Source organism: Pedobacter sp. Hv1, from assembly GCF_001412215.1.
Taxonomy (GTDB): domain Bacteria; phylum Bacteroidota; class Bacteroidia; order Sphingobacteriales; family Sphingobacteriaceae; genus Pedobacter.
On the sequence record NZ_LLWP01000012.1, the window covers coordinates 234,059 to 248,850 of the forward strand.

Below are 14,792 nucleotides of genomic sequence, written 5' to 3' on the forward strand. Positions count from 1 at the left end.
TACAAGGTTTATTTAGAAGATTTTAAACGCTGTTTTTTTAACCAAGAAATGCAGTCGGTAAAAAACTGTTGCGGCTGTTCTATCCAGCTAAAATGTCCAGCATCTTTAATCACTATTTCTGTAGCCGAAGAAATGTTTTTTGCAATCCTATCTGCCTGAGAAACTTGATCACAGATGAAATCATCATCACCTACCACCACCAATGTGGGTACGCTAATCTTTTTGAGTTGGGTAAAAAGGTATTCAGTGCCAAAACGAGCTTTGCTTGTATTTTCATAAGCCAGGTCACTTAATTCCGGATCGCCAAGTTTTACAAAATCAGCAACTTTATTTACATCATGGAAATAGAAAGGCATGATATAAGGCATTCCTGCAGACATGCTCTTGATAGTGGTATCTCTATCCATCAATACCTTAATTCCTTTTTGATAATAAGGTTGGTCTTTTCTTTTCATCAACATTTTTTGAAATTCTTGTTGGTAAAGTTTGTCGTTGCCTGCCATAGCAGCGATGGCGATGATCCCCTTTAACTTATCGTTATGATGAATGCCATAATTGAGTACCTGAAAGCCGCCCATAGAATGGCCCATGATCCAAACTTTGGGTTGCTTTAGGTAAATTCTCAACGCTTCCATGTCATCCATAAAATGTTTGCTGGTGTATTGCTTGAAATCGCTGGGTGCATCAGATTTCCCACTTCCACGGGTATCGTAATACACCATGGTGAAGTACTTTTCAAATGGGTTTAAAGAATTTTTGAGGTAATTGATCGATGGTCCCCAGCCAGGTGTTGGCATGAGGCAAACAGGACCACTTCCACTTACGTAATAATGGATTTTTATACCATTTACATTGGCAAAATGAGCTCCTTTGGCGAGTTTGTTTTGCGCATAAGCAATTTGATGGATAAAAAGAACCAAGACAATTAAAGTGGTTCTGGACAAGATTCGTTGCATGGCTAAGTTATTTTAAAAATTTGATCATGGGCCTGTTGCTGATCGTTAATCAACAACAGGGTAAATATTAACCAATAGTGTATAATTTCCATAGCCAGGTTTCAGCTCAAGTGCTCGTACACCTTTCATAGTGCCCACTTGTTCAGGGCTTGGCGCTTTCAGTTTAATGTCTCTTAGATAGAATTTTCTAGTGTCTGCGGTATTGTCGCCTGAGCTACTGTAATCATTTTTCTTGATATCTTCTTGGTCCCAAATTCTACTTTTGATTTGGATGTAAGCATTGTCATCACCCACATTAAAGTCGTAGATTTGTTCCAATTGACCCATGCTAAAACCTGTACCCGGACCTCTAAATCTTGTGCTTTTGAAAGGAAGATTACCTGATCTATTGCTCCTGTCGTTAAGTGGATTATTATTGCCATCGAATGCTTCAAAACGAGCCCAGCCATTAATATCATCATTGCTATTGTCGTCGGTTTTGTTGCAGTATAAACCAACCAACTCTACCCGCCATTTGTAGTTTTCTTGCGAGCAGGTAGTTTGTGGCAGGTTCTCCATTTGGCCACTACAAACGGCAACATCACCATTCAAAAATTTAAGAGAATAAGAGATCGGAGAGCCAAATTTATTGGCAGATTTATTTTGACCATCAAAAGAACGTAGAAGACGATTAACTTCGTTCATCATGGCATCATAACCCTTTACAGAATTGATGGCATTTACATTTGCAGGTAGGCCATAAGCAAAAATGGAAAAATTAGTGTTTTGTAAGGCTTGTTTGTACTTGGAATTAAATTTGGCACTGGCAGTACCATACTCGCCAGATACATCAGTTTCGATATCGCTTAAATCTGAAGCATCTTCAAAGTAAACCAATAGTTTGGCACCATAGGTGATCTTGTCTACATAAATAAGGTCATCTTTTTTATTCAAGGCATCGTCGGTAAAAAACTTACCTGTGATGGTTGGTCTAGCCGTCATGATGAAAGATTCTCTATTAACTTCCAATAGATATTTATGATTTTTAGAATTCTGGTTCATTTTTAATTCGGCAGCAACATCAATACCAGGGCCAAAATAGCCTACAGAAGCTCTTAGGTTAAGGTCTTGCATTGAATAGACCTCATTCGACTTTAAGGTTTGTTTCGGGTTGGCCAAGGCTACGGGCTTGTTCAACACCGCATCACGGGCAACCATTAAGTTATCTACCGAAGGAAAATCTACCAATTGATTAACCGTAGTTTGCGAGATGCTTAATCTAATTGGGGTTCTGTTCTGTTCATTTTCTCCAATGGGATTAAACTTACCGTTAGTAAAATCGCTCAGTTGATAAACAGCTCCAATGGCTACATTTTCTGTAGCAGCCAAGCTCAATACATCCTGATCTGGATTTCTTACATCTATTGTTTTGTATTCGGTAATGCATTTTACAGCCCCATTTTGGGTGGCCTTTATTGCTTTTGTGCCATTTTTAACCGTAAAATTTTCAGCGGTCATGCTGTTCATCCTCACCAGATCAAAGTTTTGTCCTAACATTTTTTTAATGCTCAGTACATTTTTATTGACAAATTTGGGGGTAACCATCGTGTTGTTGATTACTTTGATTTTATCCATAATCCCCTTTTTTTCTACTGTGGTTCTTCCATCTGCCCAATAAATGGTTCCCTTTTCAAAACTGTTCATCCTTTTCCAACCAGATTGGTCGCTGTCTTTTTCATCTGATGTAGGAAAGCCCAGTTCGCCAGTTTCATAACCAAGCTCACCCCATTTTTTCATGATATCGCCATATACGGCAAAAGCTTGTTTTAAAGTGGGGTTGTAATAAACCCAACCTTTTTCGAACCTTAAAAAATATCCGCCAGCACCTGCAGTAGGTCTCATTACGGCACTTTCTGCATGTACTGGTCCTAAATTGAGTTGATTGGCCTTTTGTTGAATTAGCGTAGCAATTTCATTTCCTTGATTGCTAACAGGTCTCAGCACAGGTCGTATTTGTGCGGCACTTGGATAAAATATTGTCATTGCCAAAAGGAATAACAATGGGGAGATTAGTTTTTTCATGTTAAGATTGATTTAAAAATTTGAATATGATTTACAATTGTTATAGGCATTTACAATGTTCATCCAAACCTGCTTTCTACGGAGCTCACCTTGGTTTACAAAGGCATAAAAGAAGTCTTTGTTCTTTTCCTTAATCAGGTTGGCAACATTTGGACAATCGGCAAGATAAGCGCTCACCTTATCGTCAAAATTGGGAATGAATTTATCGCTCTGCGCATTATATACATCTCTAGAATGGCCAGGCAATTGAACGAAGAGCTGTGTTTCTTTAATTGTTTTCCCTTCTCTGTCTTTAAAAACAGTTTCATGTTCGAACAATTGTAATTTGCTATTTGAGGGTGTTAATTCTTTGATAAAACGTAGGGCATTGCCACCCCACATTTCATTTCCCTTTAAATTTTTAACACTATAGTTACTACCATTAAAAAACAGGTAGTCAATTTCGCTGAGGTTATAGGTGGTATAGGCTTTGTTTACACCCACAGCAAAAGAGATGTTGCCAATGGTGCTATAGTTGTCAAAAGTATTTACTTGTATTTTGCCAGTTAATACCTGCCCATTACTTAGGGTTAAAGTAGCGGGTTGGCCACTCATGTTGTTTACTGTGGTATAATAGGGTGTATTGCAGGCGTAGCAAAACAATAACAAAATGAATAAGTAGGTTAAACGTAACATGGTAAAACTGATTTGAGAGTGAAAATGATTTAGAGATTGAGCACGTATTTCTTGGTGTTAAACTCACCTTTGTTATTCATATAGGTGAGATAAAGGGTATCGCCATCATCTTTGCCCAAACTACTGTTGCTGAAAATATTTACATTGATGCCGCTAAAAGTACCGAGGTCTACGGCAGGTGTTGTTCTCCATATTTTAGCTTCTAAATCATACAAGTAGATTTTGTTGTTTTTACTGTATACCATTAAGTACTTGTTCTTTAAAATCGTAGTGCTATGGTGATTAATAGATGAGTAATAATCGAAAGGCAAGTCTGTTGCTGCAGTCCATTTATCACTCTGGGTATCGTAAATGGTAAACTTTTTAGTAATGGCACTACCTGTTGTTTTTTCTCCGCCTATGGCATAGATGTACCTACTGTTATAAGCTTGTAATGCCGGACTTTCTGCCAAATAGGGTAGGTCTGCTGCATTGTTCCAAACAGAACCCGCACCAAAATCGAGGTATTTAAAACTTGCTGTTGCGTTTGCGCTATTACCGGCATAATACATTTTGTTTAGTAAATAACAGGCACCATTATTTGTGCCTGAGTTTGTAGAGGCCGTATAGCTTGTCCAGCTGTCTGTTAATGTTGCATACCTTGACATGATGGTCGGGTTGGCATTCCACAATTGCTCATTGTTGTCAATTGCCATTAGTGGTGAATTTAATCCTGAAGCTTGAATAAAACTTCCTGTCGACAGCTTTTTTAAGGAAGTGAATTTATTCTCATTTACATCGTAAGTAAAACCACTTACCAAAAACTCGCCACCTTCTGGCGTTTTTAAAAAGATATAAATCTTGGCGTTTGCTTTTGCCATTAACACAGCAGTGCTATTAGGGGCACTGGTAAACGGTAAAACAGGTAGGGTAGGCGTACTTTCAGTAAAAGTTACTTTATTAATGGTTACTTGAGGGTCTTCTGCTTGGGTAGGTATAGGGTCAGTGCTTTGCTTTTTGCAGGAGAATAAAAAGATGCCCACTATTAACATTTGAGCAATCCAGAAGTGCGATTTTAGTGATTTCATAATCTGATGATAAATTATTGTACACTAAAATTGCAAACAAAAATATAGGGTAAAATCGCCAATAAGCGAACTGGGCTAACGACTTATTGAAATGCGAAATAAGAGGATAACAATGTAATTAGGAAGTAGTTGATGGTACTTTTTTAAAGAGATAATCCTTGCCTACAAAAATAAGTAGCAGTCCAAAAATGATCATAAAGATTAAACCTGGAAATTCTCTCCAATTAACGATGACTACTTTTTGTGGTTCGTTTTTAGGGTAAGCAACTCTAATTTCCTGACCAATTTTATAGTTAAATAAAATGAAGATCTGTGGAGCGTCACTATAGGTTTTAATGGTATCTCCTTGTGTTGTTAAAAAGCTGAAAAACGGACTTCTTCCGGAAGCCAGTGTTTTGAATGAAGTTTGGCTTTGAACCATTCTGGCACCATAGCCAGCATTATTGGACTTATATCCGATAACTTTGGCTTGTGTTATTGTTCCGATAAAAGGCAATTGGACTATTTTCAGTACTAAACCGCCCCAGAATAAAATAACAGCTAGCCCCACAATTAAGGAGATGAGGCCAATTAACTTGCGGTTACGGATCACCATCTTTTACACTTTTTTAAATAAGCTTAAAAACTCTTGTTTTCTATTTCGGCTGAGCGCCACAATATTTCCATCCTGCATCACCAATTCGCCACCTTCGCCACGGATGTATTGTTTAATAAATTTGAGGTTAACGATGTGTGATTTATGCGCCCTAAAAAATAAAGAGTTGTCTAAAAGTACTTCTTCAAAAGTAGCCATGGTTTTACTGGCCAGGTGTCTAGTTTGATCATTCATGATGATGTGGGTATAACAACTATCGGCTTCGAGGTACATAATGTCGTCTATCTTTACAAAAAGGAGCCCTTGTTGTGTAGAAAGTGCAATGGTATCTTGCATTTTTCCATTTGTAAATAAATGGAGATTTTGAACCTGATCTTTTGAAATGATCAGTTCTTGGTTGCTGTATTTTTCGAGTGCAATTTCAATATCTTTTTTATCGATAGGTTTTAAAAGGTAATCAAGTGCATTTAAACGCAATGCTTTTAAGGCATATTGATCATAGGCCGTAGTAAAGATCACTTTAAAACCAGGATTCTCAAATTGATGGATCACATCAAAACCATTCATCTCTGGCATTTCTATATCTAAAAAAACCAAGTGGGGCTGATGCTCTTCTATCAACGCTTTTGCCATGGTACTATCTTGTGTGGTGGCTACCACTTCAATGGTATCAATAGCAGAGAGTAGGTGTTTAAGTGTAATGATACAATGTTTTTCGTCGTCTATAATGATGGCTTTGATCATGCTAATCTAGATTAATACTAATTTCTACACTTGTTCCACTCGCCTTGCCTTCTTCGTAAAGGTCGTTGATGATTACGCTATTGTTTTCATCTAAAAGTTGTAGGCGATTAATGGTAATCTCAATACCGTAAGACTTATGGTTTACCTGTTGTTTTTTTAAGGCTGCAGAAGCTACCCTGCCAATGCCATTGTCTTCAATAGTAATGTGTAATTGGCTTTCATTTTGCTCCGTAATTTTGATCAAAATGTGCCCATTTCCTTTTTTGTTATGCAAGCCATGCCAAATGGCATTCTCTACAAATGGTTGGATGACCAATGGCGGAACTTTGATCATTTCTGGTGCAATATTTTTATCAACCACAATGGAATAGTCAAATTGATGCTCTAACCTTAGGGCTTCTAATTCCATATACAGGTTAAGTGTGCTGATCTCTTTTGCCAATGTTACGGTTTCATGTTTAGAAAGATCGAGGATATTGCGCATCAACTTAGAAAACGTAGTAAGGTACTCGCTGGCTACCTCTGTTTTATGCTGAATAATGTAGCTATTGATAGAGTTTAAGGTATTGAAGATAAAATGTGGGTTCATCTGCGAGCGTAAAGTTTGCATTTCGGCCTCTTTAATGTTGTTTTTTAACTTTAATTCTTCTTCCATTTGAGTTACTTTCTGCTCATTCAGATCGTTATGTGCACGAAGTGATTTTATTCTGTAATGGTTAATGAAAAAAGATAAAATCCCGGCTAAACCGATAATGGTCAAAATGCCATATAACCAAAGTTGTTTGATCTGGAGCTCATTAAATTGTTTGGTCTGTAATAACGATTTCGACTTTTCTGCTTGAATATCCTTCTCTTTTTCTGTTAAAATGAGCTGTTTTTCTTGTGCCTTTTTTTGAAGTACTTCATTTTTTAGTTCAGATTGTGTTTTTAAATAATTCAACCTTACCAAGTCTCTTTCTTTATTGCTCTCATTAAGCTTAGATTGGTTGAGATCTAACATCAACTGTTGTTGATTTAAACGTTCATTAGATAACAATTGGTCATTTTTATATTTTTCCTCTTTGGTGTCAAACTCGTATTTCATTTCTAGACGAGTAATCTGCTTTTGTTTATCTTCATTTTCAATATTATCCCTCACTGCGATAAACTTTTTAAAGTTGAGATAGGCACTGTCTATTTTTCCAGTTTTTTCATAAATTTCACTTAGCGAATCGAAGGTTTCTTTCTGTACATCCAAAATGTTAATGGTAGCAGCTAAGGTATTGGCACGCTGCATAAAATCTAGAGCCTCTTTATATCGCCCTTGTTTTAAATAGTAATTACCAATTCCTTGCAGGTTTACAGCAATGCCCTTTTTGTTTTTGATTTCCTCGTTGAGTTGTAATGCCTTTTGATAGTTGATGAGCGATTGGTCATATAACTTTAGTTCACTTTGTACATTGGCTACATTGCCATATTCTCGGGCTATATTCAATTTATTGCCTATTTCAAGATTTTTGTCTAGCGCTTTTTGGTAATAAACTAAGGCCTTGTCAAAATTTTTCATCTTAAAATAAACGTTGCCAACATTACCTAAGCCTGTTGCAATGCCAATGGCATAATCTATTTTTGTATGCAATGTTAAACCACCTTGGAAATGCTTGAGGGCCATTTCATAGTTCTTCATTTCACTATAAATTACTCCCATGTTGCCATAGCTAATACCTGTATTCAGATCGTCTTTGGCCTGTTCGCTAATTCTAATAGATTTCTGGTAATAATTTAGTGCAATTGGATAATTGTTCTGCACCATATTTACACTACCTAAATTAGAAAGACAAGCAATGATCCCTGTTCGGTATTTGATTTCTTCGTTTAGATTTAAAGCGCTGCTAAAATTAGTTTCAGCCTCCTTAAAATTGCCCAAAGTATAATGCGCAATGCCCTGAAAGCGATAAGCCTCGGCCATGCCCCTTTTAAATTTGATTTTTTGCGAAAGTTCAATCGCCTGCTGTGTGGCTTCGAGCATTTTAGTCGGATTAACCCCGTAATATGCTTTAGAAAGTTGTACCAGAAGGTTAATCCTATTCGTATCCTGTTTTACATTTTGATTTAGTTTGAGCAATAAAGCTTCAGTCGGGTTTAAACTTTGCGCCCAAATAGATGTCGTAAAACAACAGGCTATCCCAATAATGGAAATAATATTTAATAAGGGTATAACTTTTCTTGCTGTCAAAATAAATGGCGTTAATCTGAGAATTAAAAATGCAAATAAAATGGTAGATTTATATTTTAATTATGTGAATGGAGAAGTTGGATTATTAAACGGCGAAAAACAAGTATGAAAAAGCACAGTTTAATTCTATTTTTTTTATTGATCACTACAACCTTTGCGGTTGCACAACAAGATACCACCACCATTTTTCAACGACCTAGAGGATATCATATCGATCCTTTACGTTCGGAATGGAATAGGAAAATAAGCCAACAAAATGGGCTTTGGGTACTTAGCTTGTATGGGAAAAGAAATGAACTTCGCGAAAAAATAAGTTTTGAAGATAAAAATCTCGAGATAAGAAAAGGGCCTTATGTTTTTTACGAAGACGGGAATGTTTTAGAAGAAGGGGAGTATGATAAGGGATATAAAGTAGGAGAGTGGAACTATTATTATAGCAATAAACAATTGGCTGAAAAAGTAGTTTACAGTTGGGATAAGCTTAATGGGCTCTTTAAATCTTATTGGGATAATGGGCAGTTAAAGAGTGATGGCGTGTACCTTAGTGAAAAAAAGATAGGGATTTGGAGAACTTTTTATAAAAATGGAAGTCTAGCCATTAAAGAAAATCACAATGAACAAGGAGAAGTAACTGCAGGGATCTATTTCGATAAGGATAAGAAGGCTTTGACCCACTTAAGCGCCATAGAATTGCCCAATTATCCAGGTGGTGTTGCGGCTTTTGAAGCCTATGTTAAAAAGGCAATGAGATATCCCACTTATGCTTTAAGAAATAAAATAAAGAGGACAGTGTTGGTCAGTTTTGTAGTAAACCAAGACGGTAAAATAGAAGATGTTGTAGCCTTATCAAACCGTAATTCTAGTATAGATTTAGACAATGAAGCCATCCGTTTGGTTAAGGCTTCAGGTAAATGGATTCCTGGTAAAGAGCTTGGCGAAATTGCAAATTTGAGGAGCGTAATTCCAATTAAATTTTCATTTGATAATTAATTAGAATTCAGTAACTTCATATAATCTTCATATTAAACGAGCAATTTTGCTTCAACAAAAGAAAAACAACATGAAAAAATTAATCGGTCTTATTGCAATTGCAATATTAGGTGTAAGCACCACTTATGCACAAACTGCAGCTCCTGCTGTAAAACAAGCGGCTAAAAAAGAAGCTAAAAAAGTAGAAGCTAAAGCAGCTACAACAACAGCTGCAGCAAAAACGGAAGCGAAAAAGGTTGAAGCTAAAGTAACAACAACTGCAGCAGCAGCTCCGGCAGCAGCTAAAAAAGAAGTTAAGAAAGTAGCAACAACAGCAGCAGCTCCAGTTAAGAAAGACGGTACTGCAGACATGCGTTATAAAGCAAACAAAGGAGCTAAAGTAGTAGCTGCTGGCCCAACTAAAAAAGATGGTACACCAGATATGCGTTATAAAGCAAATAAAGCTGCAAAGAAAAACTAAGTCATAACTAGTTTGTTAATTAAAAAGGCTCCTGAAATTTAGGAGCCTTTTTAGTTTTATAAGGTAATGGTTTCGCCAATGGCGGGTAATAAAAGTTGTTTTTGGGCCCGTTTAAAACTTTCTACAGCCACTACAGAATCAATTTCAATTACTGGGAAAGTATCATAATGTACCCCAATTATTTTATCGCAATTGATATAGTTTGATGCAATTACCGCATCATCTACATCCATGGTGTAATTTCCTCCAATAGGTAAAATGGCATAATCTAATCTGTAAAGTTCTGCCAATAACTTCATTTCGATGGTTAAGCCAGTGTCCCCAGCAAAATAAATTTGTTTGCCATCCAATTCCAATACAAAGCCTGCCGGATTGCCACCATAACTGCCATCTGGAAGGCCAGCAGAATGTGTTGCCCAAACCATACGAACAGTTCCAAAATCAAACTTGTACTTTCCAAAATTCATTGGATGTACATTTTCTACGCCCTGTTTCATTACCCATCCAATTACCTCTGGTATAGCAATTACCTGAGCATTGGTTTGTTTGGCTAAGGTAATCAAATCGCCTACGTGGTCGCCATGACCATGGCTTACTAGAATATAATCTGCTTCGATCTTCGTAATGTCTATTTCACTAGCCAGTGGGTTTTGGCTAATAAACGGATCGAACAAGAACTTTTTACTTGCTGTTTCCAATAGGAAACTAGATTGGCCGTAATAAGTATATTTCATTTTTTATAAGATTTGAGCTATTAGTGTTGAAAATCTTGTTGTCTGATAAATTTTTAAGAGCCGAACATTCCGCCTAAACCACCTAACATACTTTTAGTAGCAGCTTGCATTTCTGTAGCGCTAACTTGGTCTGCTTGTGTTAAAGCTTTATTAATTGCAGTAAGCAAAAGTTCTTCTAACTCTTCTCTATCTGCTTGTTTATAAAATTCTTCGTCAATTTCTATGGCAGTAATTGCCTTGTTTGCGGTAGAAGTAATGCGGATTGCTCCACCTTCAACTTCTCCAAATACAGATATGGTATCTAAACGTTTTTTAATTTCTTCGGCCTGTTGTTGGGCGGCCATTAATTTATCGAACATTGTTATTTAGTTTTTTGTGTAAAATCTTAATCCAAGGGTAAATGCGGTTACATTTATGCTAAACTTTGAAGTTAATGATGCTTCTCCGGTTATTAAATTAATGTAGTATAGCCTAGTTTCTGTACCTACTGTTAACAAAGCATAACCTGTATTTGTTGAGAGCGTACTAATAATATCAAATCCATTGGCACCTGTTGCATCAACTTTTAGTGCACCTACCTCTGTTAAAACACCCGAAATGGGTTCTTGAGTATATAATCTATCAGTTGCATAATCAATTACATATAGTGTAGTTGTATTTGCACCTTTAAAATTGTTACTAAATGCGGCCGCACCTATAGTAACACCACTAGGGCTTAGGCCCGGATCGTTAGTTACTACGGCATCACTAGGATTGATTCTTAAGTTTTGTCCAGTATTGCTAACTACACGAATTCGATCACTGATGGGGTCAAAATCAAAACCAAAGTTGGTTCCATTTAAAAGTGTGGTGAATGCACCAGAACCAATTTGTGTAAATTCGGCAGTGGCTAAATTAACACGATAAAGCCTGCTCGAGCTTCCTAAGGCATATACACGGCCATTTAAGGGGCGCATATCCATCCCAACTACCGTTTCCCCAGCTTGTAAACCCTTTATTGCAATGCTTACAGGTTCAATTGCGGTTGTTGCGTTTCCTTTGTCTGGATTAAAAATTAAAAAATTGTTGGCATTGTCTACTGCATAAGCTACTTTATCTGGGGGCATTGCAATACCTCTAAAAGATGCACTTAGAGGGAAATTACCTTTTAATTGTGCTTTTCCAGTGGTTAAATCGATAGTAAATAACTTGGTGCTGTCGCCAACTTTACCTATTGCCATTGCATTGCTATTGTCTGCAGAAATGTCAAAACTAACATTGGTTCCTAAGTTGAGGTCAAAATTACCAATAGCCACCAACTGACCACTATTTGCAGGCTCTTGTTTGTATAGTTTTTGATTTTTGGTATCAATATCATACAAGGTTGCAGTTTTAGAACCGGCCTTACTATTGTTATAAGCAGCCCCAAATATGGTTACGTCACCAATTAGGGTTGGATCAGAAGAGATCATTACCCCATCTTCTGGATTTATTCTTAAATTTTGACCTTTGTTGGTTACTATCCTCATTTGATCTGTTGTAGGGTCGAAATCTAAACTAACAACAGCATCTTGAGCTATTCCAGGGTTAAATGCATTAGTAGAAATTAATCTTACTGCTCCAGAAGCGTCAATGACATAAATTTTACTGGCAGTACTTACCCCATAAAGCTCGCCAGTGGCTGGCCTAAAATCAATACTCAATATCTTCTCATCTGGCGCCAATCCGGTAATTGCTATTTTTGTAGGGATTGATTTAACATCTTGTGCATTGAACCTATATATGCCATTATCTGTTGATAACGCATAAAAATCTTGATCAGGCCCATTGACAGGGAGTTTCTTATAGACATTTTCCTTTTTGCACGACATGACAATGGTAAGTAGTACAACTACACCCAAAAGCTTAAAAAGGAATTTATTTTGTAGACTGAAAAATTGCATCATTTTTATAGGTTTAACTATTTCTAAACGAAATTTAGTGATGAATAGTTTGGCCGCAAGATAAGCTTAAAATTTAATTTATACTTGTTTTCTGGGTTTGGTCCATTTATATTGTGATGGCTGTTTTACCTCATTGCCCAGATCAAATGTCACATTTAAAAGGAGATAAGGGTTTCTTAGTAGTTTTCCTACAAAAAAAATCAGCCAGCTTCCTTATCCTTCAAAATCGCTTTAGTCTATTTGGCACTGACAATTGAACCTGTTTTTACCATTACAATACTGGTTTTATTTTTTAACACCTGCAACATGATGTAAAGTAAACGCTAACATACACTTGCTTTACTTTTAGCACATCAATTAATCAACTCGTTGAACAAGGGCATTGATAGATTTAACTAATGAAGTTATTGGGGATACCAACTCCCTGTTTGTAATTCATTGAGTCAGTGCGCACTGCTTTTAAGAAAACTTTTCATGTGTCTTAATTACTTTTTATTGCCAAGAAGATTGGAATGTTTTATTGTTATGGCACGGTTATTGACTAAAGAAATCTGAGAGCGTTAATTTAGATCGAGGTCCTTGCCGTAAAGGTTAGGGCCTCTTTCATTTTTTGCAACAGATTAAATGCTGATGGGTGTCTTATCCAGCATTGACCATTTTGTCAGCCCCGCCATATTGGCTATTCCTAATAGCAATCAATTTCTTTATCTAGTAGATTGAAATAATGCTTTTGCTGCAATTAATGTAAACAGTTTGAATTTATATTTCTTTTTAGTTAAAATATTAATCTCGAGGAAATATTTTCAGTTTTTCAGCTTCAGAACAATAGCTAATAATAGCAACTTAGGCTTTTTTTTAGCAAATTGCTGTTGCCTAGCCGAAAGATTTATGATATCATCAACATAAAGTATAAGATCTGAGATTCCGCATGGTTGATGGCATTATTTCGAAGAAATAAAATAGTCAATTTTGAGCCAAATTGTTTATAGTGTATTGTAAGTGAGTCTTTTGAGAGTTAGTTATTAGAATTTTCGTTAAATTACTTGATGCATAATGGTATAGTCACCGCGTCTCAAATCTCCATAAAAGAGGAGGAATATAACTTGGTAGAATAAAGTAATTAGAAAAATTATAAGCGATATTATTTCTTTTTTAAAAAAAAACTATATTTTTGGTTAATATAATTAACTCTCTCTCTTATGCTGAACATCTCTCAACTCTCTAAGGTTGGAAACTGCTGTGGTTTTCAAAGGAGCAAAACTCTAGGTTTTCAAAATCTTTTCAAAACGGTTACTCCCATCAATTTTTCTTTAACTAAATCTGTCTTTCTTACGGTATAGTCTGATAGGCTATTCTTATGGGAATCGATGATATTATTCATTGAGTTTAGAAAGAAATCTATCCTTATTTAAGCGAATCTAATAACAAACTAAATTTATATTTATGAAAAAAAGTTACTTCAAAAGGTTTTTTTTAAAATACCTACTGGTTTTGATAGCTTTAGTGCTGCCCAGAATGCTGACTGCACAAACAACAGAAACGTTTGAAGCCTCAACCGTAGGGCAAGCTTCTTTTACAAACGGTACCAAAACGTTCAACTTGACGAGCAACTACCTTGGCTTTAAGGTTGTCAATATAGCTGGTCTGGGCTATAATTTTTCAAACAGATTTATTCAAGCTGATGATGCCGCAAATGGCGATTCTATGGGACAAATCTGTAAGATTACTGATGCTTCAGGTACCTTTAAGGTGAGTAGTTTATTCATTTATTTAACTGGTAGTGCCACTCAAAACCCCAATGTTACTTTGAATGGCCAACCTGGTTCGGTTACTTTTATTGGGAAATTGGGCGGTGTTACACAATTTACGATTGTTAAAAATACCGCTGGGACTAATATCGGCTTTACCGCACCTAATAATGGTTTTATACCAGTTAACTTTGCCACCGATGGAGTCTCAAATTTCACCGGGATTGCTATAGATCAACTTGAAATTCAATTGAGCAGTAACTATGATTATCTTGCCATTGATAATTTTACATTTCAGGATGCAGCATTAGCCGCAGTAATTACAGGCAACCCACCCAACCGTACCATCTGTGCTGCAGGGAGTACAACGTTTGCGATGACGGCTAACAATGCTACTGGCTATCAGTGGCAGGTGAATACGGGCAGCGGTTTCGTTGACATTAGCAATGGTGGTGTTTACAGCAATGCAACCACTTCGACCTTGACCATTACCGGTGCTACCGGAGGGATGAACGGTTACACTTACCGTTGCCGTGCGATCAGCGCCGGAGGCAATGCGAACACGAATATTGCGACCTTGACCGTTTCGGCCATTACCGTTACCAGTACCTCCAAGACGGATATT

The 14,792-nt window shown here is 36.7% G+C and carries 13 protein-coding genes; 3 read left to right on the forward strand and 10 right to left on the reverse strand.

Annotation, left to right across the window (positions count from 1 at the left end; all coding sequences use genetic code 11):
- Positions 1 to 8: 8 nt before the first annotated feature.
- From AQF98_RS21220 to AQF98_RS21250, 7 genes are all read right to left on the reverse strand, one after another.
- Positions 9 to 956 carry an alpha/beta fold hydrolase gene (locus tag AQF98_RS21220; RefSeq protein WP_055133972.1) on the reverse strand — a complete coding sequence of 316 codons (948 nt, stop codon included), beginning with the start codon at positions 954 to 956 and terminating at the stop codon, positions 9 to 11.
- Between the two features lie 45 nt (positions 957 to 1,001).
- The gene (locus tag AQF98_RS21225; RefSeq protein WP_082435224.1) at positions 1,002 to 3,017 is read right to left on the reverse strand and encodes a thiol-activated cytolysin family protein; all 2,016 of its coding nucleotides are present in this window, start codon (positions 3,015 to 3,017) and stop codon (positions 1,002 to 1,004) included.
- A gap of 12 nt (positions 3,018 to 3,029) precedes the next feature.
- On the reverse strand, positions 3,030 to 3,692 hold the full coding sequence (locus tag AQF98_RS21230; RefSeq protein WP_055133974.1) for a hypothetical protein: 663 nt from the start codon (positions 3,690 to 3,692) through the stop codon (positions 3,030 to 3,032).
- Between the two features lie 29 nt (positions 3,693 to 3,721).
- On the reverse strand, positions 3,722 to 4,759 hold the full coding sequence (locus tag AQF98_RS21235) for a hypothetical protein (RefSeq protein ID WP_055133975.1): 1,038 nt from the start codon (positions 4,757 to 4,759) through the stop codon (positions 3,722 to 3,724).
- 118 nt (positions 4,760 to 4,877) lie between these two features.
- Positions 4,878 to 5,354 carry a DUF3592 domain-containing protein gene (locus AQF98_RS21240; RefSeq protein WP_055133976.1) on the reverse strand — a complete coding sequence of 159 codons (477 nt, stop codon included), beginning with the start codon at positions 5,352 to 5,354 and terminating at the stop codon, positions 4,878 to 4,880.
- A 3-nt stretch (positions 5,355 to 5,357) separates the two neighbouring features.
- Positions 5,358 to 6,098, reverse strand: coding sequence for a LytTR family DNA-binding domain-containing protein (locus tag AQF98_RS21245; RefSeq protein ID WP_055133977.1), 741 nt, complete (start codon positions 6,096 to 6,098; stop codon positions 5,358 to 5,360).
- Position 6,099: 1 nt separating this feature from the next.
- Positions 6,100 to 8,313, reverse strand: a complete 2,214-nt coding sequence (locus tag AQF98_RS21250) for a tetratricopeptide repeat protein (protein WP_235524281.1) — start codon at positions 8,311 to 8,313, stop codon at positions 6,100 to 6,102.
- A 105-nt stretch (positions 8,314 to 8,418) separates the two neighbouring features.
- Between AQF98_RS21250 and AQF98_RS21260 the strand changes: the two genes are divergently transcribed.
- Complete coding sequence (locus tag AQF98_RS21260) at positions 8,419 to 9,303, forward strand: TonB family protein (protein ID WP_055133980.1); 885 nt, start codon at positions 8,419 to 8,421, stop codon at positions 9,301 to 9,303.
- A 70-nt stretch (positions 9,304 to 9,373) separates the two neighbouring features.
- Entirely contained in the window at positions 9,374 to 9,763 is a 390-nt protein-coding gene (locus tag AQF98_RS21265) for a hypothetical protein (RefSeq protein WP_055133981.1), read from the forward strand.
- 56 nt (positions 9,764 to 9,819) lie between these two features.
- Here AQF98_RS21265 and AQF98_RS21270 read toward each other — a convergent pair whose 3' ends face one another.
- From AQF98_RS21270 to AQF98_RS21280, 3 genes are read right to left on the reverse strand one after another with little or no spacing between them, the layout of a single operon-like run.
- Entirely contained in the window at positions 9,820 to 10,497 is a 678-nt protein-coding gene (locus AQF98_RS21270; RefSeq protein ID WP_055133982.1) for a metal-dependent hydrolase, read from the reverse strand.
- Positions 10,498 to 10,550: 53 nt separating this feature from the next.
- A complete protein-coding gene (locus AQF98_RS21275; protein WP_055133983.1) occupies positions 10,551 to 10,856 on the reverse strand; it encodes a YbaB/EbfC family nucleoid-associated protein in 306 nt (101 codons plus the stop codon).
- Between the two features lie 6 nt (positions 10,857 to 10,862).
- Positions 10,863 to 12,422, reverse strand: coding sequence for a DUF4394 domain-containing protein (locus AQF98_RS21280; RefSeq protein WP_055133984.1), 1,560 nt, complete (start codon positions 12,420 to 12,422; stop codon positions 10,863 to 10,865).
- A gap of 1,440 nt (positions 12,423 to 13,862) precedes the next feature.
- On the opposite strand from AQF98_RS21280, the gene AQF98_RS21285 reads away from it, so the two are divergent.
- On the forward strand, positions 13,863 to 14,792 hold a 930-nt coding region (locus AQF98_RS21285; protein WP_200911933.1), incomplete at its 3' end, for a hypothetical protein.